Genomic DNA, 23270 nt, shown 5'->3' on the forward strand with positions numbered 1-23270 from the left:
TAGGTTGGGTGAAGCGAATGCGGAACCCAACAGCATCAAGTTAGACGAACGTTGGGTTCCGCTATGCTCCACCCAACCTACCTCTCCCAACCTACATCTGAGGATGAGGGAATTTATGTTTTGCAGTCAGCAAGGGTAAAGCCTTTTCGTTTCAACTTACTCAGGAGGGTTAACAAACAATGACCAGTTCAGTGTCGGCAACGTCGGATAGCGCTTCTGTCAACAGCAAAGTTCCCCGCCTCCAGCTCAGAAATATCAGCAAATCCTTTGGCGGCGTTCACGCCCTCAAGCACGTAGATTTTGAGGTTTACGATGGCGAAGTGGTTGCTCTGGTGGGTGACAACGGCGCAGGCAAATCAACCTTGATCAAAACCATGTCGGGTGCCTATGTACCCGACGAGGGAGAAACGTTAATTGATGGTCAACCCGTCACCATCGGCAGTCCCCAAGACTCAACCCGATTAGGAATTGAAACGGTTTATCAGGACCTAGCACTGTGCGACAACCTGGATGTGGTTGCAAATCTCTGGCTGGGACGGGAAGCTTACCGTGATTTGGTTCCTGGCTTGCTGCGGGTGCTAGATGAAACCGAGATGGAACGCCAAACGCTCGACGTACTGAAAATTTTGGATGTAAAAATTCCTTCAGTGCGGTCAGCCGTGGCTTCTCTGTCAGGCGGTCAACGTCAGTGCATTGCTGTCGCCAAAACAATCTTGCGCCAGCCGAAAGTGGTGCTGCTAGATGAGCCAACCGCTGCTCTGGGTGTGGCTCAGACTCGACAAGTTTTGAATCTAATTTTGCGGCTAAAAGAGCGGGGTCTAGCGGTTGTAGTGATCTCGCACAACCTGCATGACGTATTTGAAGTCGCCGATCGCATCATCGTCATGCGTTTAGGACAGCGGGCAAATACGTTTGATGTCCGCAGCGCTACCCGTGAACAGGTAGTTGGCGCGATTACTGGAGCTACGTCTGAGGCAGCAGTTTAGGGATAGCACGACTTACAGAGGATATTAATTTTATGAAAAGCTTAGATCGGGACACCCCTCAAGATCAGGATCAGTCCGGCAGTCAGGATGCCCTGGTACATCAGCCAGCTACAGCCGCTCCGCGTGCCCGGTTTAATTTGCGATCGCTAATGCAGGGTGATTTGGGCTTTATTCCCGTCATTCTGACGTTGGCGCTCATTACGATTTACTTTCAGCTCACTACCAGTGGCGTATTCCTACAAGCCCGAAATCTATCTAATCTAACCCAGCAAATTGTCACTATTGGCATTCTCAGTATTGCGGCAGTATTAGTGCTATTGCTGGGTGAAATTGACCTGAGTTTAGCGGCTGTCGCGCAAGCTTGTGCTGCAATCATGGCAACGGTCTCTGTATATCAGGGCTGGAATCCTTGGCTAGCAATACTAGCAGGGCTATTGGCAGGCGCACTGATTGGACTGCTTAACGGATTCTTTATTGCCGTGCTGCGAGTGCCGTCGTTTATTGTCACGTTGGCAGGGTCGATCGCCTATTCAGGACTGTTGCTCGTCGTAATGGGACGACAAACCACGTTAGTCGTGCGCGATCCAGTCATTCGTTCCCTTGCTCCAACCTATCTCAACCCAGTTTTGGGCTGGGGAATTCCGCTGGTGTGCCTAGGGCTGTATGCGCTGGGGGTATGGTACGAAAGACGCAAGCGATCGCAAGCTGGTTTGTCCGTTCGGCATTCCTCCCAAACAGCGCTACAGCTTGTTGGAGCAGCAGCCGTCACAATCATTCTGATCTTCCTATTTGAGTCTTATCAGGGCGTACCCCAAGCCGTAATGATTGCGTTAGGTCTGGTGCTGGTTTTCTGGATCGTTCTACGCAAAACTCCGTTCGGACGGCACCTCTACGCGGTTGGCGGCAATGCGGAAGCCGCTCGTCGCGCTGGAATCGGGGTCGTTCGCATGAAGATCACTGTCTTCATGCTGGCTTCCACATTGGCAGCCCTGGCTGGAATCATGATGACCTCCCGCAGTACAGCCGTTGCTACGCAAATTAGCTCAACCCTATTGCTGAATGCGATCGCCGCTGCCGTCATTGGTGGGGTCAGCTTATTTGGCGGTCGGGGTTCCGTCTGGGCGGTAGTTCTAGGTGCATTGGTAATCGGCAGTCTCGACAACGGACTAGACCTACTCAACCAAGATCAAAGCGTCAAGAATATTGTTCAGGGTGCCGTGCTGTTACTGGCAGTCACCGCTGATGCAGTTGTGCGTCGTACCGGGCTCAAAGGGCGATAGCTGAGATTAGAGTGGGTTTAGTTGCTTTAGTAGCGCAGCAAACTTTGAACGTTGGGTTCCGCTGCGCTGCACCCAACCTACGCAACCACCAGATGATGAGTTGGTAGGTTGGGTGGAGCAGAGCGGAACCCAACACCTTAAACTCGACGTGCTACTACAGAGTTAAAGCAAACTTATTAATGGAACAAGGGGCTTAAGTCCCTTGTTGCCGTACATAGGCTGCGGCTAGCGGGGCAAGTCTGTCTTGAATTTCGGTAGTAATACGGCGATCGCCCTCTGTCCACACCCTTGGCTGCTGAAAGACACAGGGTTCCAAAATGCCGTACATTAGTCCCTCATGATAGAGCGGTGCGTGAATCAACGCTCGATGCTGAAATACGTCTCGCTCATAGTCAAGATTGACAATTTCAGGGCCAGCCGTCTCAATATCTTCAACAAAGACAGGCTCAGCCGTGCGAAAAGCGATCGCCATCAGCGGATCTTTACTGGCAATATCGCCTTCTTCTAGCCAATCCGAGCCTGACAAATCAGCCCATTCAGGACTGGTGCCCCAACAGTGAGTGATTCGCCCCTGTCCCGTTTGGGGGTTGCGAAGATAGAGAAAGCAGCGATCGCAGCGCCACGCCCGACACAAAGCAGGCATTAACGCTGCGAACACCGCATCTAAATCAGAATTTTCTGCAAAAACGGCTTGCAGAGGTTCAGGCAATTCCCAGTTAGTAGAGGAATTGGTCATTTTTTCTTTTTCTTCTTGGAAACACTCTGGTTCTCGCGCATTTCTCGCTCTCGGCGACGGCGATCGCGCCATTCAATCGTTGTCAGGTAAGCAATGCCACCTGTGAATGCAACCATTAACCCCAGAGCAGTTACAGCAAGAATCCCTAAGGGAGACGTTTCAAAGCCCATAGCTGATTACTGGCTTTCAACTCAGTTGATTTTGTTAATCCTTAGAATCCGTTACGGCCCCAAACCACCATCGTGATGGAGAACGTGAAAACGACTAGCAGCGAAACCCAACCCAAAGTCAAAATATCCATAGCGTTATGTGAAGCCAAAATGTGAAGGTTCAATACATCTGGAATTAGATCCAGAATTTCTCCAGAATCTATCATAATTCAAATCGCTAGCCCTTTCGCCGCTTCCCTTAGAGTTCAGCGTCCCTATCGCCTATCGCCAAATGAGTAGAACTCATGTTTTCATAGCGGTTAGCTACACACGTTTTCTCTACCGGCTTCCCCACTAACTCATGAGCCTAGCCCAGAAATATCGCGATCGCTTTGCCGCTCAGCGGGGGAGTTTGACAATCTACTTAGCAGTCGCTGCTGCTTTTCATGGTGGTATGGTGGCAGGCGGCATCCTTCCTTGGCAACCGATAGAGCCGCCAGACTTGGCAGTGGAAGCGATAGAACCAATTGAGTTTGTTTATTTAGAAACAGAAACCGAGACAGAGCAGAATAGCGATCGCCGCTCTAATATTGATGCGATCGCAGGCGGTGAAGCGAAACCAAACCTGCCTATAGCAGCCGGAAAGCCCGGAATCGAAGAATCCTTAAAAGAAAACAGCACCACAGACAACAAATCAATCGCGCCGCTGCTTCCACCCCCCGTCTCACCAGGGAGAATTGTTCCAGCTTCTAGTCCTGCAAATAGCGGTCAGGGGAAAGCCACTGAAACCGAAACCGAAGTAAAACCAGATTCACCACAGTCCACTTCAGAGCTATCCGATACCCCCAACCCTGAAGCTGCTGAAGCTCCGGATATTGCACCTGCTAATTCAAATGACAGTGCCTTTGCAAGATTGCCGCAGCTAGAAGCTGATTCGTTCTCACCGAACTCTACAGCGCCAGATCCAGGTTTCAATCCGCTTGAACAAACCGCATCGTCTGAATCGGACTTGCCGAATCAGCCAGACTCGTCACAAACTTCCGACTTGCCTACGTCAAACTCACCCGCATCAGACTTGCCCACTTCCCCAGATCAAATCGCAGATCAAACTGCAGCCCCGTTTGAAGCGGCTCTGAATCTGGGACAAGAGTTTGCCCAAATCGCAAATTCAAACCGCACAGCCTCTAATGAGTTTGGCATTGATGCTGAGCAAGACCCGATTTGGGGAGACTATCTGGCTGAGATGAATCAGCAGATTGAGCAACAGTGGCAGCGTATCCAGGTCGATGTCGATGCAACGCGCTCTGTAAAAGTCAGATTTACAGTCGATCAGTCAGGTGAACTGACTGAGTGGGAAGTAACGCAGCCCTCTGGACTGGCGATCGCCGATGAAGCGGCTATCCAAGCAATCCAGCAATCTGCTCCCTTTGAGCCACTTCCCCCTGCCGCAAATCAGCAACCACTCACCCGCACGCTGACTTTTTACTACAGCATTCGCCAGCCTGAATCGGTTCAGTAGGCATCGCTGATGCGGGCGAATATATAGCTCTAATACTGACTCTCTATGGCTGCATATTTTGGAATGTGCCCCGCGTACGCGGGGCACATTCCAAAATATGCAGCTTCATGTAGAAACGGTATAGGGAGAATTCGTATAAATTTGCTTTTCTATTCAGAAAGCACAACGTCTTGCGTTACAACAACTTTTGCAACGTAAGTCGGAAGAACAGGATCAGGGGCGATTACCCCAACAGGGGAACTGCTTCGCATCGCCTCTAGTTCGTTGAGCTCAAAAGCCTCCGGTTGCCAAAGCGCCACATCCTCTAAACTCCAGACTGGAGAAAAGGGTGGGATCGCCAGAGAACAAGCCTTCCAAGCGCCGTGAACAAGTACACCCAACTGCCGACATTGACCACCACGCCGACCTTGAGGCACATAGTTTTGGCAGTGCCGACAAGCTGAGATGGCAGAATCCTGTTTTCCCATGGGATCTTGTGTGAGGTTATTCTTCACCCCCATTCTCATCTTTGAATTTGTTTGGTTTTAGCTAGATAAAAGTTCTAAAGCCTTTGCCTGAGAAGTTTGTAGCGATCCCGAACAAAAAATGGAATTTAGATTATTTTTAGGTTCCAGTTAAAAACTCAGAAATATTAAAAACTTTTGTATCAGTTTTAGCAGAGTAGATAAGGTTATCAGTTCTTCCTTAAACCTCATGGGGATCAATAGGAAACCAGAAAGACCAGCCTTATTTTTAATTTCTTACCTACCCTAAAAAGGGGAAATTGCCTAAATCCAGGACCAAACTTTATCTGAATTTAATCTTTATGAGAGCACACCCGTTAGAGATGTCTATTTGCAACTAAATGTTCTGCTTTAAATGCTCGAAAAAATACGGTTGTTGCTTTAAAGAATCGAGCGTTATGAGGTTAATTCTGGGTCTATTCAAAAAAGAGGTGTGTAAATTTACGGGCTTACCATTGCTTACTAGCGCAAAGTGAGCAAATAGACCATCGCTCTAACTCTCCCTTGGGCGTTGGACAACGGCAGCTAGGGCAGAGCGGCAAGTGCTGCGATCGCGTCTGCATTACCTCAGCCCAATGTCGAAATGCCGAATCTGCATCCTGACGTTCTGACTGAGCCTTTGCCCTGGACGCAGCAAAAGGATCAGCAACTCGGCTAGGGTGTCTTTGCCAGATTTCGGATGCATCTTCCTCCATTGAACTGTTGCCCCGGTAGGGTTGCCAGTGAGCTGTAGAGAAACGAATGTCAGAAAGAGCGTAGGGCAGGTGAGCACTCAATTTCTCTAAAATCCGCTGGCGTTCAAAAGTAAGGTTATTCGCCCAAACTGAGCTAGAGGTAGCCACATGCAGCACCCGCCGCTGAATTGAAACTGGACGAGTCTGAGCAGCGACAGCCGGGCCAACTACCTGAAACCAACAGGCAAGCAGTTGTTGAAGCTGCTGTCGCGATCGCCAACCCTCCTGGCTTTGCAAAGCACCTAAAACGTGATGCAGAGATTTAAGCGACATATATATAGTCCTAATACAAAGCCTACAGAGTCCTGAACCTTTGGTGCCCTAAACTAGACTGTGCGAGAAGCTTAACCCCTGTATGATGCGTCTCACAAGCCGTTCAAGATGGTTTTCTTCCATGAAAATCAGGCTTTAATTTAACTGGAAAAGCTCGAATCGGCTGCAAATCAGTCTCCAAATTTCAGATTAGAATTGGGCGCAAGATAGGGCTGTAGGCTGCGCCATCTTTGACAGCGGCTCAGATTAAGCTAACAATGATTATTTCAGGGATACTTCTCGGTGTAGACAGATTCAGGGGCATCTTTTGCGATTATTCATTGAACCAATCATCACTGAATAAGTCATTTACGTATTACTGGGTCGTCACTCACGTACTGGCAGGAGTAGTTTAATGCGCCAACGTTCCTCACAAGAATCTTCAACTTCACTTCCTTCTAAGCCTCTGCACGCTGTCCTGCAAACTGCACTGGGTGGTTTAGATATGCAGCTAGAGGAGGAACTGTCTCGCTACCGTCGCTCCCGTAAGAGCAAACCGACAAAACCTAAAAGTCGGCGGAGCCGCAGCCGCGATGCTAAACCGATGGACACAATTTATGTGGAGGCGAAAGGGGGAAGGACGCAGGCTGCCGCTGCTGGAGCGATCGCCCTTTCCACTGCGAAAGGCAGGCCCTCCCCAGTGCCACCACCACCGCCCTCTCAGATCAAACGGAGTGTCGCTTCACCAACTCCTCCTTCACTGACTCCTCCATCAACTCCTAACCAATTGGCGATCGCGGCTGCGGCTGCAACTGTCCCCAATGCAGAGCCGTCAGGGCTAGTTTCTCCTGGTGCTGAGGCAGAAACAACCCAAAAGCTGGTTAACCCAGATGACATTAACCTGGGACCAGACGACTACCTAGAATCTTCTGAAGAGTTGCTTAAAAGCCTGGACGATCAGGAGGAGGTTCCCCCGCAAGAGCCGAGCTTTATTCAAAGCTTGTTAACCCCGCTAGGAATTGGCTCCATGCTGCTGCTGCTGCTCTCCAGCGTCACCCTGGGCTATATGATTATGAACCCAGCTAGTCTTGGAATCTTTAGTGAGGGTGAACCGAGGGGCGATCGCAACTCAGAGTTGTCAGGCGAAGTTGCCACTAACCCAGATTCAACTGATTTACCGAGTAACGCACTACCAGGCTCTCCCGACCTGGCAAGCGAAGAATTTAGAGAATTAAATTTAAGTACGCTCAGCACCTTGCCAACGGGTGAAGCTCCCGCTCCAGTGTCCGTCACTCCAGGAGCAGTCCCCTCTCCAACAGCTTCAACTCCTGCCCAAACCGCACCCCTGCCTAACCCGCAGTCGGCTCCCACCCTGCCGAGGACTGTCGTGCCTGCGACAGTCTCCATGCGCCCAAATGGGCGTTCTGCTCCTAGTCAAGCTTCAGCCCCCGCTCGTTCCAACCCTGCTGCTCGTCCTAGCGCTCCGGCTCCGGCGCGTCCCAACCCTGCTGCTCGTGCTAGTGCTCCGGCTCCGGCGCGTCCCAACCCGGTTGCTCGTGCTAGCGCTCCAGCCCCTGCTCGTCCCAGCTCTGCTGCTCGTCCTAGCGCTCCGGCTCAAGCAAACACCGCAACGCCTTCTGTTCCTCAGGTGCAAGCTCAGCCTGCGAGCCCACCCGTAGCAACAGCGCCCGCTCCTGCGAGCCCTCCTGCCGCCAGCCAAGACGACTACTATTACGTCACAACTCCTTACAATGGCGATCGCAGTTTAGAGCAAGCCCGCCAAGCCGTCGGTGATGCCTATGTCCGTAATACTCCAGAAGGTGGGGCGCAAGTTCAGGTCGGGGCATTTCGCGATCGGGCTGGGGCAGAAGATCTGGCAAGTGAGCTAGAGCAACAGGGCATTTCTGCCGAAGTTCATCAACCCTAACTCGATCAATTAGCACAACAGCACCTCCTGCATAGCTTGTAGCTACACAGAGGTCTCAATTAAAAGAGGCAGGGTTTTGCCCTGCCTCTTTTAACTAGCTCTAATTTTTGGAATTGGCGTTAGATCCCTGTTGCAGCAGGTTGTTCTTGGCGAGAACGAATCTCTAGATAAACTAGCAACGCATTAATATCCGCTGGGTTCACACCGCCAATGCGAGTCGCTTGACCTACCGTTAGCGGTTTCACCTGAGCCAGCTTTTCACGTGATTCTTTAGAAAGCGTCTCAATCTTGGCATAGTCCAAATCTTGAGGCAGCGATCGATGTGCCTGGCGGCTAATCTGGTCAATCTGGTTTTGCTGACGTTGGATATAGCCAGAATATTTGATATCGATCTCTGCGCCTTCTTTTTCCGGCAGATTCAGGGCTGGATTAGCGAGTCCATAATGCTCCAAGGCAGCATAGTGAAATCCAGGGCGACGCAGCAGATCTGCTAACGTAATCGACCCTTTAATCGCCTGCTGGGTGTCGGCAGCAATCTTGCGCCCTAATTCTTCGTGCTCTTTGACTCTAGTTTCATGCAGGCGCTCTTTTTCGGCAGTGATATTTTCCTGCTTGAGAGTAAACAATTCCCACCGGCGATCGTCCACCAGTCCAATTTCTCGTCCTAGTGGGGTTAACCGCTGATCGGCATTGTCCGATCGCAGCAGCAGCCGATATTCAGAACGAGAGGTGAGCATCCGATAAGGCTCCCGCAGATCTTTGGTGCAGAGGTCGTCAATCAGGGTACCCAGGTAACTTTGCTCACGAGGAAAAATGATCATGGGGCGATCGCGACTAAACCGAGCAGCATTAATTCCTGCCACAAGTCCTTGAGCGGACGCTTCCTCATATCCCGTTGTGCCGTTGATCTGCCCTGCACAAAATAACCCTTCTACCTTTTTAGTCATCAAGGTGGGATAACACTGAGTTGCAGGCAAATAGTCATATTCCACAGCGTAGGCAGGGCGAAGCATAGCGCAGTTTTCTAGACCGGGAAGCGATCGCAACATCTGGATCTGCAGCCCCTCTGGCAGCCCAGTCGAAAACCCCTGGATATAAAGTTCTGGAATATCTCGTCCTTCAGGTTCAATAAAAATTTGGTGCGACTCTTTATCGGCAAATCGTACAATTTTGTCCTCAATGCTGGGACAATAGCGCGGCCCTTTTGCATCTACCCAACCGCCATACACCGGAGAAAGGTGCAGATTCTCCCGGATTAGCCGATGGGTCTCCGCAGTGGTGCGAGTTAAATAGCAAGGCAATTGCTCCCGTTCTACCCACACCTCTGGGTCAAAGCTAAACCAGCGCACCTCTTCATCCCCAGGCTGCAGTTCCAGGTGAGTGTAATCTACCGATCGCCGATCTACCCGTGCTGGCGTTCCCGTTTTCAGTCGCCCAGTTTCAAACCCCAACCGATTTAGCGTTTCGGTTAAACCCACTGCTGCAAATTCTCCAGCACGTCCAGCGGGCATCGACTTATTACCAACCCAAATTACGCCACCCAAAAACGTTCCTGTGGTTAACACCACCGATTTGCACTGAAACGCTACGCCAAAGTAAGTTTGGACACCAATTACCTCATCGTTAGCTCCCAAAACCAGATCCGTTACCATGCCTTCACGGATGGTCAGGTTTTCCTGATTCTCAACGATCTGTTTCATCACAGCGGCATATTCGCGCTTGTCCGTCTGTGCCCGTAAAGCCCAAACCGCTGGACCTCGTGAGTTATTCAGAACTCGCTTTTGTAAATAGGTGCGATCGGCTACCTTACCAATTTCGCCGCCCAGCGCATCTACTTCATGAGTTAACTGTGATTTGGCTGGTCCGCCAACCGCTGGATTGCAAGGCTGCCAAGCAATTTTATCCAAATTCAGCGTTAGTAACAGGGTGCGGCAGCCTAATCGAGCCGCGGCTAAAGCGGCTTCACAGCCAGCGTGCCCAGCGCCCACCACCACCACATCAAAATAGTCCTGAAATTCAACGGTTGGAGGATGGGGCATATTATCTGTCTCGCGTACAAGAATCTATTGCTGCAATCGCTATGAAGTCCGATATCGATCTTATCTGGAATTTCACTGAATTAGCTTTGTCCCTCTTCCCATTCGCCTTTTGTACTCATTTCCTTAAATTTAAGCTATGAGAAAAGCGCACCCTATAAGAGAGTGCGCTTCTTTAAACTTGTTTTGATAATTGACTGAAACCCACTACAAGCTAAATTCGTTTTAGTCTCAGCGTTGAGGAGCTGTCTGCGCTTTCAGTCAGCCTCACTTCTCCATTGGGATCAAATCGCCCCACCATGAGAGAACCGTCTGCCTTAAAAACAATTTCATTACCTGTTTCGCTGACAAACTCTAGAGTTTTAGAGAATGGTTCGTCTAGCATTACACCAGAATAAGTGCCAGCATCCCAATTAAATGTAACGGTCATAAAGCCCGCTGACCAAGTACCTTCTAGCTCTTCTTTAAGGGAAAGATTGTCTGGGTTTGTAGCAGAGGTCAGAGCCGCAGTTGCCGGTGAAGTCGTAGTTGAAGCGGATGGCGTAGCATTTGTAGCAATTCCAGGGGCACAGCTAGTCGAGGCGATCGCTAGCAATCCCACCATTAATAATTGAATTTTCATAAGGTGAGGATAAAGGATGCTTCTATGGTGCCTTCTTAAACAAGGCTCATATCTGTTTCGTCATGAAGAAAGCAAGAAATTTTGGAGGCAATTGTCCAAAGTCTTCCTCAATCCTTCATGAACTTCTCTTAAGTCAAACTCTGTAGCTTTAGCCCTGCTGGTTAGGACCCAATGGGAGGTAGGAATCTTGTTCTTACCTCCCTTTTTGGTCTTTCTTGACCTTTGTAAAGAAGCTGTGACATACTCAAGCTTAAACTAAATACTAAAAATTGACCGACTTACCGTAGATTAATAAATTTGTTTTTGCTGTTGGACTATTCAGAGGAGTTAGACCATTGAAGGACGCTCAGGGGTTAGACGTTACAACCGATTCTAGTAAGGCGATCGCCGCAATCAATCAATTCGTGCAGCAGTCTCTCACCTATGGGCGTGAAGCAGAAGCCGCTATTCTCACCGCCATTACCGCAGATCCAACTTGTGCAATTGCCCATGCCTACAGCGCAGCCTATTATCTTTCGCTGGAAAGTGCCGCTGCCCGTAAACAGGCAAGACCCTATCTAGAATCTGCCCAACGCCTTCTACCCCAAGTCACTCAGCGAGAACAGCTTTACATTCAAGCGATCGCAGCCTGGGCGAAAGGAGCAATCGAGCGGGCGATTGCAATACATTGGGCGATCGCTGAGCAGTTTCCTCAAGACTTACTCTCTGTGCAACAGGGGCAATATCACTACTTTTATCGAGGCGACACAGCAGGCTTGCTTCAAATTGCTGAAGCTGTCTTACCCGCAAACCCTGAGCATCCTTGTCTCTACAGCATGATTGCCTTTGGTCTGGAGCAGTGCCATCGCTTGAAAGAAGCTGAGGAAATTGGCAGACAGGCAACTGCTCTTGATCGCCACAACCCTTGGGCGCACCATGCTGTTGCTCATGTGATGGAAATGCAGGGGCGAATCGATGAAGGCATTGCCTGGATGGAAAGCCTGTCCGACACATGGGAACAGTGCAACTCGATGCTTTATACCCACAACTGGTGGCACGTCGGATTGTATTACTTGGCAAAAGCAGATAGGCAAAAAGTGCTATCGCTCTATGACACTCACATCTGGGGCCGCGCTCGCAAATCAACTCCAAAAGATCAGGTCGGGGCGATCGCGCTACTCTCCAGATTAGAGTTAAAGGGAATGAGTGTGGGCGATCGCTGGCAGAAATTGGTTACTCACCTGCTGCCTCGCGTTCACGAACACGCCTTACCCTTTCAGGATTTGCACTACATTTATGCTTTGGCAAGAGCCGGATGGTTTAGCCAAACGCACGAAATGCTGTTGAGTATGGAAGCTCACGCCCACACGCTAGAACCAACTCAGCGAAATACCTGGCTCAATGTCACCCTACCCGCCGCGCACGGCATGGTAGCTCACGCTAGCAAAGATTGGAAAGGGGCGATCGCTTTCCTCAAACCCGTTTTGCCTCACCTTTGGTCAGTTGGTGGCAGTCATGCTCAAAGGCACTTGTTCCAACAAATTTACCTGCACGCGCTGCACCAAGCAGAAAAAAGCCGCACTACCTACTCTCCCTCCTTCGCCCAATACACCGTAAGCAAAGCTGTTGGATAAATGACAACAACGGAATTTATACCTGCTCGGAGTGATAAGTGAAATGAGTTAATATTGCAGCAAAAAAGACTCCAGTATCCATCAGGATTGGCACTCTCATTCAATACCCAAATCCTCTCCTTCTTGTTCTCACTCAAGTAATCAGCACTAAGTAAATAGATCACTAGAACCTTCCAGGAACTAGCACTATGTTAGTCCGGTAAAAAAGTCTCTTCTAAAATTTGTTCCTCAGTGTAGGGACATTCTGCCGGGAACACATCGTAGTCCATTCCGGTTTCTCGAACAGCTAAATCTACTCCTGATTCGTAACCCAAGCACACTGCTTCTGAAAGATAAGGCTTGAGGCTGGGATTTTCTCGCAACACAAGAGAAGCTTCACGGCGCTGCTCTCGGATAGTTGACAACCAACTATTTCCTCGATTAGACGGCTGATATTGCCATTTGAGTAAATGTCCTAATAGCACTCCTAGACGATTTCTGAGTTCCTGCCGTTCTTGCCGTCCCAAACTTTCTATTTCCTCAATCAGATTGGGTAGGTCTATCTGTTCCCAGGTTTTATTCTTAAGCAATTCGGCTTGCTCTTTCGTCCAGGCATAGAAATCACTTTCATAGAGATTCTTCATCGTTTGAGGCCTCTACTCAGGTAAGGCTAACCAGTTAAAGATCTCAGCAGGAGATAGAGAAAGGGCAATGCCTTCTAAGACTGGTAGCATTTCTGATCCTCGGTAGAACTTGACGCGAGACTCAGGAAATACTGCCAAAATGCTTTCATCATCTGGGGCAAGTAACCAGCCTAACTCCGTCCCATTTTGAGAACAGTGCAGCAAATTCTCTAAAACCTTGGTCTGCGACTGGTCAGGCGAAAGAATCTCGATCGCCCAATCAGGATGAAGCTCAAATCGGTTAGCAACCCGACCGGATGGAGAACGGGGGATTCTTTGCCAGCGAAATACCGAAACATCAGGAATGATGGAAGCTCCTCCAAAGGTACAGCGTAGTTCAGGGTAAGCGATCGCAATTTTCTCAGCTTTAGCAACTGCATTGATTGCAGTAACCAATTCCCCTTGTAAAGTGCTGTGTTCTCCCTGGGGCATTGGCTTCTGAATGATTTGATTATGAATAAATTCGCTGGCAGGTTTAGTTTCTGGCAGTTGCAAAAATGCTTCTAGGGTGAGGGAGGGGGTGGAAGTTTGGATCATTTTGCCTCCAGGGAAATAGGAATGAGGGATAAGCTTTGATAAACAAGGCTTTTTTACTCGCTGTCTATCTTTTATTGCTCTTTTATTGCTATACCTCATGAGAACTTGCTTCAATCATTTTATTCGGTACGCTGGAAGCAGCGCTATCTAGAGAGTTCTCTATGGCTAGACCTGCCATTCTTCAACCCGGACAGTCTTATACATTTAAATAAGTGGACAGATGAGGCTCAACCTATTCTGCAAGAAGCCATTTCTAGAGATATTTGGCAGTTTGGAATTTTGCACCGAGAGCAAAAGCAGATTGAGTAGGGGCTTACCCTTTACCGAGTGCCAGATGATTTAGAAAGCCTGATTTGCATTCTGGTCAAAACTTTGGAGCCGTAACACTATGCCTAGAATTCATCAACAGATTATTTCGTAGCCTACTTCAAGAGCAGCGTTGTACATGTGAGCGATCGCCTCATAATCCTCACTCTTCACTGCTGCAAAACGACGAATTCCAACCTGTTGTATGTAAGACTGTAACTCCGCATCAGGATTTAATAGAACAGATTGGAGTTGGTCAAGAAAAGTGTTACCAAGTCGTTGGGCGGCAACAAGGGGTGGCATTGGGCATGGGCCAATCGACTCGATAATGCGTAGTTGGAGCGATCGCTCCGGTGAATTCCGAAATTCTTGCTCCAACACGGTGCTATCTATCGCGGCACAATCTACTTTTCCTTCAGCAACCCAGGCAATAGAGTGTTGATGAGAACCGGACTGAATTACTTTGCCGAAAAAGTGAGAAGGATATCCTGATTGCATCAGGCGATCGCGCAACAAGTTATAACCACTATTAGAGCCAGGATCGTTATAGCAGAAGGCTTTTCCCGCCAATTGATCAAGCAAGGTGAGTTCACTAGTAGCACTCACAATCACATCTGAGAAATAAACAGGACGATTTTGATAGCGCTCTGCTTGCATCACTGGAGCAGCAATCGCCACAAATTGATCAGGCATCACTTGAGTGTGTCTGGCAAACGGCAAGCCACAAACAAAAGCTAAATCGATCTGGTCGTGCAGTAATTTTGGGTCTTCGAGGGGGTCAAACTCACTTTGCCAAATCTGTGTCTTCACCTTCAATGCCCGTTCCAGATGTTGCCCTACCGCTGCATAAAGACTCATCAAATTGGGAGCCAGATAGGAAGCAATTTGCAGTGAATGGGGCATCGAGTTTGACATGATTTGCAGAAAATGATGGGAAAAAGTGCGAATGTACTGAAGTTCAGAGGTACTAAAGTGCGAGCGTACTGTTAATTTAAGATCAAGCAACGCACTTGACCGGCATGATTCCGCAACAACTGACGCTGAGAAACTTTTTGAGCTATCGGGAGGCGACCCTGGATTTTCGGGGTCTGCATGTTGCCTGTATCTGTGGCGCAAATGGAGCCGGAAAGTCTTCGCTGCTAGAGGCGATCGCCTGGGCAATTTGGGGGCAAAGCCGCGCCATTGCTGAGGATGACATGATTCACCTGGGCACTCAAGAGGCGCAGGTGGATTTTGTGTTTCACTGTCAGCAGCAGATCTATCGCATCATTCGCACGCGCTATAGGGGGCAAACGACAGCACTAGAGTTTCAGGTGCAAACTCCAGAAGGCTTTCGGGCGCTGACCTGCAAAGGGGTTCGGGCAACGCAGCAGTTGATTTTGCAGCATGTGAAGCTGGACTACGAAACCTTCGTTAATTCTGCCTATTTGCGGCAGGGGCGAGCCGATGAATTCATGTTAAAGCGTCCAGGAGAGCGCAAGCAGATTTTGGCGGACTTGCTCAAGCTAGACCAGTATGATGACCTGGCAGAGCAGGCGAAGGAGCGATCGCGCCAAATCAAAGCCGAGTTAGGGCTATTAGAACAAAGCCTGGAGCGAATTGAAACGCAGCTTCAAACTGGAGAATGGCTGGCGGTCGAGCAAGCCAACCTCGAAGCTACCTTGTCTCAAATGCAGCAGCAGCAGGAAGTCGATGCAAACACCTTGCAGCATTACACAAACCAGCAGCAGCAGCGCCAAACCTGGCAACAGCAACTCACCTTGCAGCAGCAACAGCAGCGCCATCTCACCCAAGACTGCCAGCGCTTGCAGAAGGATTTGACGACTCTACAGCAGCAGCAACAGCAGCTTGAACTGGTGCTAACAGAAGGAGAGGCGATCGCTGCCGGATATACTCAATTTCAGGCACTTCAGGCGGAAGAAGAACGACAAACCGCCAAATTTCAAGCGCACCAGGCAGCCCAATCCCAGCGGCAGAAGCTTCAGCAGCAGCAATCCGAGGCGTTAAATGTACTTAAAGATCAGTTGCGTCAGGTGCAGGCAAAATTGGAAGCCCTGCAACAGCAGGAGCAGGAAATTCAGCACACCCTGAGCAAAGCCGATGATGTCAAAGCCGCTGTAGAGCAGCTAAACCAGGCACGGTTAAGGTTAAGCGAACTCGACCAGCTTCAGGTCAAAGTTGCCCCCTTGTTACAGCGGCGGCAGCAGGTTCAGAGCCAGCTTGACCGCATCCAAACCCGCCTAAGTGCCCGACTGGAAGAACTGCACTCTCTCTCACGCCAACTCGAAACCCAACAGCAGCGACAGCCCCAACTTCAGCAGTCTGTTATCGCCGTTGCCGAAAGAATCGAGCATCTAGAAAGACGGCGCACCTACCAGCAGCGCGTGCGCGAAAAAGGACTGGAGCGACGCAGCTTCCTGGAACGCCTCCAGGAACGCCAGCGCGACTGCGAACTACAGCTAGCAGAACTGGATCACAAGATTCAAATGCTGAGGCGAGAAGGAGTAGGACAGTTAAGAGGTGAGGGAGTAGCAGAGATAGAAGAACTCAGCTTCCTGGAAGAATTAGACCGGAGAAATGGTCATACGACTCCCACTGCCCCTTCCCTTCTCCTCTCCCAATCCCCACCCAATCCCCAATCTCCCTTCCCCCCCTGCCCCCTTTGCGATCGCCCTCTGGATGAACACCACCTTCAACTCGTTCTGGAGCGACATCTGGCAGAGCAAAAGGAAGTGCGCGACCAGCTTTGGGTGGTGCGGGAACAGTTGGCGGTCTCCGAGCGGGAAATTCAGGTATTGCGGCAAGAATACCGCGATTTAGATCAAGAGTTAGCAGGCTATGGGACGGCGCTAGAGCGGCGAGGACAGTTGCAGGAACAGCTCAGTATCAGTGCCGACAGCCAAATTCGGCTGCAGCAGGTGATGGAGGAAAAGCAAAAGATCGAGCGATCGCTCCACACCAACGACTACGCCGCCGAATTGCAAGAAGAACTGCGGCTACTTGACCAGAGCGTGCAGCAGCTTCACTATGACGACAAAGATCATGCTCTGGCACGGGGGCAGGTCGATCGCTGGCGTTGGGCAGAAATCAAGCAGGCAGAAATCAAGCAGGCACAGCGGCGACAACTACAGCTTACCCAACGCAAACCGGAACTCGAAGCCAAGCTTGCGGCACTAGAAGGTGAAATTCAAGCAATTCCTAAATCACCTCTTCAGCAACAAATTAATCGTCTCGATCGCCACATTGCAGAAATTGCTTACGATTTAGAGCAACACACCGCCCTGCGAAATGCTCTGCGACAGGCGCAAACCTGGCAACTGCGCTACCAGGAATGGGGGCAGGCGCAACAGCACTATCCCCAGGTGCAGCAGCGTATTGGTGAACTGATAGCGACCTTGCAGGGCAGAATGCAGGCGTTAGAAGCGATCGCCACTCAAATCAACACCCTAAACTCACACCTCACCCAAATTCCTGACTGCACCGCCGCGATGCAGTCCCTCGAAGCGCAAATGCAACATCGACGAGCGCAGTTAGATTCACATCTGGCGCACCTGGGACGATTAGAACAGCAGCAGCAGCAGCTCACACTACTAAAACAGCAGCAGCAGGAACAGCAGCAGCAGTGCAAAACCCTTCAGCGGCAATATCGCGTTTACCAGGAACTTGCTCAAGCCTTTGGCAAAAATGGCATTCAGGCACTCATGATCGAAAACGTGCTGCCTCAGCTTGAAGCCGAAGCCAACCGCATCTTAGGCAGACTCAGCGCCAATCAGCTTCATGTCCAGTTTGTCACGCAGCGGGCAGGACGACGTAAAAGTACCAGCCGCAATCCATCAAAGCTGATCGATACGCTAGATATTCTGATTGGTGACGTGCAGGGCACTCGCCCCTACGAAACCTATTCTGGCGGGGAAGCCTTTCGCGTTAATTTTGCAATTCGGCTAGCGCTGGCGCGACTGTTGGCTCAACGCTCTGGCACTGCTCTGCAAATGCTAATCATCGACGAAGGATTTGGTACCCAGGATGAAGCAGGGTGCGATCGCCTCATTAGTTCTATCCAAGCGATCGCCCCTGACTTTGCCTGCATTCTCACCGTTACCCACATGCCCCACTTTAAAGAGGCATTCCAAACCCGCATTGAGGTTTGCAAAACACAACAGGGGTCGCAGGTAAGCCTTTTAGCTTAATGAGAAGGTTGAATTTTCGTGGGTGAAATGCACGAAAATTCAACCTTTAAAACAGCACCTAGCCCTTCCTAAAATCTAGTGTTAGTCGTGCGAATGAAATACTCAGACGTATTCTCACTTGGGGTACGGAACAGCACGAGTTCGTAGTCGTTGTTTAGTGAATAAACTCGATAAACTGCCTCCGAGGGAGTTAACTGCTGGTTGCGGGGAATTCCAGCATTCTCAGGGAAATATCCGCCACGATTCACAATCGTGTAGCCATCCAGAATGGTGGCAGCAGTATTCACCATGAGCTGAAAGTCACCTGTAAAGTTTGGGTCAACCTGAAGGTCAGCTAGCGTGCCGTATGAAACGGTATTGGTGCCTTGCTGAGCAAATTCTCTGAGCTGCACAAGCTGCACAACGCCACTCCGCAACTCTGTTTGGGCGATCGCCGTTTGCCCCAAAATCGTTAGAGAAGCAACTGCACCTACTAACCCAACTATCATCCGATTTTTCATGCCTAGCTCCTAGTCATCTATAAAACCAAATTACCTTGAAGCACCACTTAAACCAGAGGTGAATTACAACATCGATAACTCTTATAGATGTAAATTTGACTCAATTAGTTTCCGTAATACTGAGAAAATGGGCTTAGGCGTTGAAGAATTACTGGATGAGCAGCGATTACCCAAAGGGGAACTGCTTCGCACCGCAAATTCTCGCTATTGCCGAAAAACATGGAGCTTACAACGTGCGGGTATTTGGCTCAGTTGCACGGGGAGAAGCAACAGAAAGTAGCGATATTGACTTTCTAGTGGATTATAAACTGGAGAAAATAACTCCCTGGTTCCCGGTTGGGCTAATTCATGATTTGGAGAATCTGCTGCACCGCAAAGTAGATGTTGTAACAGCAAAATCGCTGCACTACTTTTTGAAAGACTGTATTCTTCAAGAAGCTGTCTCGCTATGAAAGATTTAAGAGTTTACATCATTCATATTCGAGATTGCATCACCAGAACGGGCAAGAATTGTAAGGTACGTCTAGCCTTTTTAGAATTTGAAAACACAACATATCGTGATCTCGATCGCTCTTAACTAACCCGAAGATAAGTTAGGTTGGCTACGGAAATTACGGATAAAATGTGAGTCGCGATGGAACCTTTAACCGCAACAGTAATCGCTACTCTCATTGCCACCAAAGCTTTTGAGAAGACGGGTGAGCAGCTTAGTGAGGGAGTTTGGAAGTTGGTAAGCAAATTTCTTAGTGCGCTGAGGCGAAAGGATCAGGCAACCGCAGCGGCGATCGCAACGGTAGCAAAAACCCCGGAACTGGCAGAGCAAAAGCCAGAGGATTATGGAGTAGCGACACTGGTTGCAAAAGTCGAAGCCGCCGCTCAGGAAGATTCAGAAATTCGGCAGGCAGCGCAGGAAATTCAGATGGCAGTGCAGGCTCAGCCAGGGGCGATCGCCAGCTATCTAGAATACTATGAGCATGAGGGTATCAGTCCGCCTTCACCAGTTTTTGCTGAGGTTGCTTGATGAGGGTCGGTCGCCTGATTCATTTGTGAGTGGCGATCGCCCAAAAGTAATTCGATTAGTCGCAACATTAAACTCCTCGTTCCCGAACTCTGACCAGGGATGCTGCCTTTGAGGCTCTACCTCATGATTTAGAGACGGAGCTTCCGTAGGGTAGGTTTTGCCGTTGAGCTTTGGCTCTATCTAGGTTTATCTGCTAAACGTTTATCTGCTACAGTTTACAAGTCTCGATGCGAGAGAAGAATACCCTATTCCTCCCTTTCCCACCCACAACCACCAGTAGGATGGGAGGTATCCCCTTTCTCCGGATGAGGTGCTATATGTTACACGAACCCATTGTTTGTTCTTTCGCCAGCCAACGCGATCGCCAAACTTCTTAAATGCCTCCCTATGATACTGTCCGTCTGGAAGGCCGCCACACTCCAGATAAATTTCTTTTTGTACACTAAAGCCAAACTTGCCGTTGCTGTACTTCACCCAGAGAGAGTCAATGGTCTTCAAGTCCGTGCACGGAAAGTTCAAAAGCTCATCTGGGTCAAACCAATCACCCTCATTTTTGCCTACTGCCCGAATCATGACCTTGTAAGTTTCCTGGTCTGCCTCTTGCCACCTCTGGGCTTTCAACAGGTCGCGCAACAGGGTGTAGTCGATTCCTCGTTCTGAGCTGAGGTCATCAGTTATAGATTCTTGAGCAATTGGCTCGTGCTTTAGGACTGCTGCGCTCTGCTGTTTCAGAGATTGTTGTTTAAGGGCTTCTGCTTGCCAGGTCATCCCCAAATCGGGAACTTCCCCTTTAAACAGGTCAGCTAAACTGTCTAGCTCCGCCGTACCAACTTCTGACCCCGCATGATCTACAAATCGTGACGGACTAGAAGGTTGCCCCAGATTCAGGTCTGCTGCATTCTGCTGTTCCAGAGATTGTTGTTTGAGGGCTTCTGGTTGCCGTTGTTGCTCCTGCTGTTCTGCTACTTTTTGGGCAATAATCGGTGCTTCAACCTGAGCAATGTTAGTGTCACTCAGTTTCAGATGGGTCTGCACCAGCTTCAAGTCAGCCCGAACTTTGTCATTAAACGGATAGCCGTATTGAGCGATCGCTTTCATCAACAATTGACGATACCGCTCTAACTGTTGAGGATTAGCAACAGGGTTGAGGATGCCTTGTTTGATTGCCTGTACCTCTGCATCGGTCAGCCCTAATTCTTGCTGCAATTCGTCTAGCAAGAATTGCTCACCCAATGAAATCTCACCATCAGCTGCAAATTTTTCAAATCTCTGGCGATAGAGCGCGATCGCAATATCTTTTTGCTGCTGCTCTCGTAGCTTTCTGCGGTGTTCGATTAAACCTTCCACTACTTGTCGAATTTGTTGGGTGACAAACTCAAAAGCTTCATCCCGATCAGAAAAGCTGGTTACGGGTTGGGCATTTTTAGGAACAGCCTGAAGCTTACTAAAAGGAGCACCTCTCCAGTCAGCCCTCCTCAAAATGACTGGAATCACGCAAGCTTTACCCGAATCGTGCAACTCCATAGCCCGTTTAATCTCAATATCCCAGCAATATTTAGAGGCAATGAAGTCTGAGCTAATCAGCAGCAGAATGATATCAGCGGTATCTTGATTGACTGTGATCTGGTGATCCCACTCATCCCCTGGCAAAATTTTGCGATCGTGCCAGCTTGCAATTAGCTGTTGATGCTCCAGGATTTTCAAGTGGTTGCCAAGCTCATCCCGTAACGCTTCATCTTTATGCGAGTAAGAGAAAAACAGCTTCAGCGCTTCTTCCACCACAATCTCAGTCTCTTTCAGCGAAGATAAATTCTGCTTTTGACTTAATTATAAGGTTGGTTTATGGGGTTTAAGAAGGCAGTCGCCTGATTCTATGCAGCAGAATTAAATGTAGGATGGGCACAGGGCGATGCGAAGCAGTTCCCCCTTTGGGGTAATCGCCTATGCCCATCCCTCATAATTGACTCATCCTGATGGGCAAGCTTTGCTTGACCCATCCTACTTTGACTCAAGTTAACTAGGGCGTTTAGATCTCGATCTCCCAATCTTCAACCTGCAACCCTTCCACCCGTTCAAACTCGCGTGTGTTTTCTCGTTTCCAAACTCCGCCTGGAAATGCTACCCGGAGGCTCTGCCTCCACCTTTCATCAAATCTCTAACTGCACAATCGGCAAAAGTCCCTGCTGATCCAGGTAATCCCGGTAGCTTGAATAGCGCCAATGTGCCGGATCATCGATATATCCTCTACGGATAGGATTCTGATGCACATACTCCAACTTCTGTTGAAATATCTCTGCCGTCAACAGGGCTTGTGGATGCGACCCCTCCTGCCAAATCTGGTAATCTTGCCCGGTTTTGTGGAGTTGCTTATAGAACGCAAGTTGAGACAACCAGTGCCGTCTGTTATTTGCCTTGAGCCAGTCAACAATAGAACGAGCGGTAAAGGATTTGAATGTGCCTATTTCTTTTGACAAGTTGCTGGAGGATGCAATCAGATGAAGATGGTTTTCCATAATCACATAACCGTGTATCGCAATACGGTGGTGAGTGTGTAGGAAAGTGAGAGAATCGAGCAGAATTTGAACTAACTCTGGATTGCTAAACAAGGGAAGCCAGTTGACCACAGTACAGCTCAGGAAATGAGGCTGTTTGTCTAAAAAGCGGTAGCGGCTACGTCCCATTGGCAGTTCTAGTGATTGAGGATGAGGCAGAGCCTCATGATCAGCATTTCCAGGCGGAGCCTGAGAATGAGGGGATAGGAGGAAATTTCAAACTCGTAAATCTGATTCTGAGTTTGTGAATTAGGTTTTGAACTCAAAAACTTGATTTAGAACTTGAAAACCTTATTTTGAGTTTAAAAACCAGGTTTTAAAGTCGCAAAACTTGATTTAAAACTTGTAAATCTTGTTTTGAATTTAAAAATCAGGTTTAAAACTTGCAAAACCTTGTTTTGAATTTAAAAACAAGGTTTTAAACTCTTAAACCTGTTTTTGTTTACAATTTCAAGCAAAAATACCTGCGCGAAGGGCGATCGCCACTACCATTTCCTCAAAAACTCTGTAACTTTCCACCTTGACGAGATACCGTCTGCTCAGATATGCTGTCACGCTAAGGTTGTCTTTTTATACGCAAACAACCTCACTACGCCCAAAAATCTAGCGCCGCTCAAAGCTGTTGGCCCAGCAATGAGCGACTAACCCCCAAACTGAAACGGCAGTCTGGCGGCTAACGGAGAATTTTAACACTCCCCTAGCCACCCCGACTTGTGATGTCAAAAAAGCGTTGCTAACTTTCATCGGCAGCGCGTGCGGGGTGGCTAGGTTTTTGGGGTTTCCTTGCAAACCCTAAACGGAGTCACAACTGATGCCTGAGTGTTTTCTAGATCTCAACTCACCAACCGTTGAGAACACATCTCCTGCTCAATTCCCTGAGCGCGAACGACTGCGAGTTCTCATCATCGGCTCACGCAATGGTGTAATCGAAACGATTCACGATTTACATGGACGTGGCTTTGCCGAAGCGGGAGCGTGGAGTCCTCTGTTACCCGCTCCCAGTTCCGGTGAAGTGATGAGCATCTTGACCCGCGATCGCAGACCAGAAAGGTAAAAAAAGGAAGGGCGATCGCCTCACTAATCATTAAGACAACAGCCTACAGCGGCAGGTTAATCAAAAGGTAAAACCTTAACTCACTGCACAGGTG

General features: G+C 49.2%; 23 protein-coding genes. 10 read left to right on the forward strand and 13 right to left on the reverse strand.

Annotated features, from left to right (window positions below; genetic code table 11):
* Window positions 1–179 precede the first annotated feature (179 nt).
* Both H6F88_RS15000 and H6F88_RS15005 read left to right on the forward strand, forming a co-directional pair.
* Window positions 180–986: an ATP-binding cassette domain-containing protein gene (locus H6F88_RS15000; RefSeq protein WP_190643559.1), complete on the forward strand. Its 807-nt coding sequence runs from the start codon at window positions 180–182 to the stop codon at window positions 984–986.
* Window positions 987–1018: 32 nt separating this feature from the next.
* A complete protein-coding gene (locus tag H6F88_RS15005; RefSeq protein ID WP_190643560.1) occupies window positions 1019–2266 on the forward strand; it encodes an inner-membrane translocator in 1248 nt (415 codons plus the stop codon).
* A 193-nt stretch (window positions 2267–2459) separates the two neighbouring features.
* Here H6F88_RS15005 and H6F88_RS15010 read toward each other — a convergent pair whose 3' ends face one another.
* The 3 genes from H6F88_RS15010 to petN are packed head-to-tail and all read right to left on the reverse strand — an operon-like array spanning window position 2460 to window position 3303.
* Window positions 2460–3002 (reverse strand): GAF domain-containing protein, encoded by a 543-nt coding sequence (locus tag H6F88_RS15010; protein ID WP_190643561.1) that lies wholly within the window; start codon window positions 3000–3002, stop codon window positions 2460–2462.
* On the reverse strand, window positions 2999–3172 hold the full coding sequence (locus tag H6F88_RS15015; protein ID WP_190643562.1) for a hypothetical protein: 174 nt from the start codon (window positions 3170–3172) through the stop codon (window positions 2999–3001). Before H6F88_RS15015 ends, H6F88_RS15010 begins: the two co-directional genes overlap by 4 nt.
* A 41-nt stretch (window positions 3173–3213) precedes the next feature.
* Entirely contained in the window at window positions 3214–3303 is a 90-nt protein-coding gene (gene petN, locus H6F88_RS15020) for a cytochrome b6-f complex subunit PetN (protein WP_190643610.1), read from the reverse strand.
* A 209-nt stretch (window positions 3304–3512) separates the two neighbouring features.
* Between petN and H6F88_RS15025 the strand changes: the two genes are divergently transcribed.
* Entirely contained in the window at window positions 3513–4670 is a 1158-nt protein-coding gene (locus H6F88_RS15025; RefSeq protein ID WP_190643563.1) for an energy transducer TonB, read from the forward strand.
* A 149-nt stretch (window positions 4671–4819) separates the two neighbouring features.
* On the opposite strand, the gene H6F88_RS15030 is transcribed toward H6F88_RS15025, so the two are convergent.
* Complete coding sequence (locus H6F88_RS15030; RefSeq protein WP_190643564.1) at window positions 4820–5137, reverse strand: hypothetical protein; 318 nt, start codon at window positions 5135–5137, stop codon at window positions 4820–4822.
* A 485-nt stretch (window positions 5138–5622) separates the two neighbouring features.
* Entirely contained in the window at window positions 5623–6180 is a 558-nt protein-coding gene (locus H6F88_RS15035; RefSeq protein ID WP_190643565.1) for a DciA family protein, read from the reverse strand.
* Window positions 6181–6574: 394 nt separating this feature from the next.
* Here H6F88_RS15035 and H6F88_RS15040 point away from each other — a divergent pair, with 394 nt between their 5' ends.
* Complete coding sequence (locus H6F88_RS15040) at window positions 6575–8086, forward strand: SPOR domain-containing protein (RefSeq protein WP_190643566.1); 1512 nt, start codon at window positions 6575–6577, stop codon at window positions 8084–8086.
* 119 nt (window positions 8087–8205) lie between these two features.
* On the opposite strand, the gene mnmG is transcribed toward H6F88_RS15040, so the two are convergent.
* Both mnmG and H6F88_RS15050 read right to left on the reverse strand, forming a co-directional pair.
* The gene (mnmG, locus tag H6F88_RS15045) at window positions 8206–10125 is read right to left on the reverse strand and encodes a tRNA uridine-5-carboxymethylaminomethyl(34) synthesis enzyme MnmG (protein ID WP_190643567.1); all 1920 of its coding nucleotides are present in this window, start codon (window positions 10123–10125) and stop codon (window positions 8206–8208) included.
* Between the two features lie 211 nt (window positions 10126–10336).
* Complete coding sequence (locus H6F88_RS15050) at window positions 10337–10744, reverse strand: hypothetical protein (protein WP_190643568.1); 408 nt, start codon at window positions 10742–10744, stop codon at window positions 10337–10339.
* Window positions 10745–11079: 335 nt separating this feature from the next.
* Between H6F88_RS15050 and H6F88_RS15055 the strand changes: the two genes are divergently transcribed.
* Window positions 11080–12357: a tetratricopeptide repeat protein gene (locus tag H6F88_RS15055; protein WP_190643569.1), complete on the forward strand. Its 1278-nt coding sequence runs from the start codon at window positions 11080–11082 to the stop codon at window positions 12355–12357.
* A 191-nt stretch (window positions 12358–12548) separates the two neighbouring features.
* On the opposite strand, the gene H6F88_RS15060 is transcribed toward H6F88_RS15055, so the two are convergent.
* Both H6F88_RS15060 and H6F88_RS15065 read right to left on the reverse strand, forming a co-directional pair.
* Window positions 12549–12980, reverse strand: coding sequence for a DUF29 domain-containing protein (locus H6F88_RS15060; protein WP_190643570.1), 432 nt, complete (start codon window positions 12978–12980; stop codon window positions 12549–12551).
* A gap of 12 nt (window positions 12981–12992) precedes the next feature.
* Window positions 12993–13556 carry a Uma2 family endonuclease gene (locus tag H6F88_RS15065; RefSeq protein WP_190643571.1) on the reverse strand — a complete coding sequence of 188 codons (564 nt, stop codon included), beginning with the start codon at window positions 13554–13556 and terminating at the stop codon, window positions 12993–12995.
* A 105-nt stretch (window positions 13557–13661) separates the two neighbouring features.
* On the opposite strand from H6F88_RS15065, the gene H6F88_RS15070 reads away from it, so the two are divergent.
* Complete coding sequence (locus tag H6F88_RS15070) at window positions 13662–13865, forward strand: hypothetical protein (protein ID WP_190643572.1); 204 nt, start codon at window positions 13662–13664, stop codon at window positions 13863–13865.
* A 93-nt stretch (window positions 13866–13958) separates the two neighbouring features.
* Here the strand turns inward: H6F88_RS15070 and H6F88_RS15075 are convergent, their stop codons facing one another.
* Complete coding sequence (locus H6F88_RS15075; protein WP_190643573.1) at window positions 13959–14777, reverse strand: PhnD/SsuA/transferrin family substrate-binding protein; 819 nt, start codon at window positions 14775–14777, stop codon at window positions 13959–13961.
* Between the two features lie 104 nt (window positions 14778–14881).
* On the opposite strand from H6F88_RS15075, the gene H6F88_RS15080 reads away from it, so the two are divergent.
* Window positions 14882–18049 (forward strand): SMC family ATPase, encoded by a 3168-nt coding sequence (locus H6F88_RS15080; protein WP_190643574.1) that lies wholly within the window; start codon window positions 14882–14884, stop codon window positions 18047–18049.
* A 68-nt stretch (window positions 18050–18117) separates the two neighbouring features.
* Here H6F88_RS15080 and H6F88_RS15085 read toward each other — a convergent pair whose 3' ends face one another.
* On the reverse strand, window positions 18118–18549 hold the full coding sequence (locus tag H6F88_RS15085) for a hypothetical protein (RefSeq protein WP_190643575.1): 432 nt from the start codon (window positions 18547–18549) through the stop codon (window positions 18118–18120).
* A 155-nt stretch (window positions 18550–18704) separates the two neighbouring features.
* On the opposite strand from H6F88_RS15085, the gene H6F88_RS15090 reads away from it, so the two are divergent.
* Window positions 18705–19001: a nucleotidyltransferase family protein gene (locus H6F88_RS15090; protein WP_190643576.1), complete on the forward strand. Its 297-nt coding sequence runs from the start codon at window positions 18705–18707 to the stop codon at window positions 18999–19001.
* Window positions 19002–19183: 182 nt separating this feature from the next.
* Window positions 19184–19570: a hypothetical protein gene (locus H6F88_RS15095; protein WP_190643577.1), complete on the forward strand. Its 387-nt coding sequence runs from the start codon at window positions 19184–19186 to the stop codon at window positions 19568–19570.
* Window positions 19571–19771: 201 nt separating this feature from the next.
* Here the strand turns inward: H6F88_RS15095 and H6F88_RS15100 are convergent, their stop codons facing one another.
* On the reverse strand, window positions 19772–21349 hold the full coding sequence (locus H6F88_RS15100; RefSeq protein ID WP_190643578.1) for a GUN4 domain-containing protein: 1578 nt from the start codon (window positions 21347–21349) through the stop codon (window positions 19772–19774).
* A 368-nt stretch (window positions 21350–21717) separates the two neighbouring features.
* Window positions 21718–22251, reverse strand: coding sequence for a transposase (locus tag H6F88_RS15105; protein ID WP_190643579.1), 534 nt, complete (start codon window positions 22249–22251; stop codon window positions 21718–21720).
* A 682-nt stretch (window positions 22252–22933) separates the two neighbouring features.
* On the opposite strand from H6F88_RS15105, the gene H6F88_RS15110 reads away from it, so the two are divergent.
* Complete coding sequence (locus H6F88_RS15110; RefSeq protein ID WP_190643580.1) at window positions 22934–23176, forward strand: hypothetical protein; 243 nt, start codon at window positions 22934–22936, stop codon at window positions 23174–23176.
* The last annotated feature ends 94 nt before the right edge of the window (window positions 23177–23270 follow it).

Source organism: Oculatella sp. FACHB-28, from assembly GCF_014696015.1.
Classification (GTDB): Bacteria; Cyanobacteriota; Cyanobacteriia; order Elainellales; family Elainellaceae; genus JAAUTN01.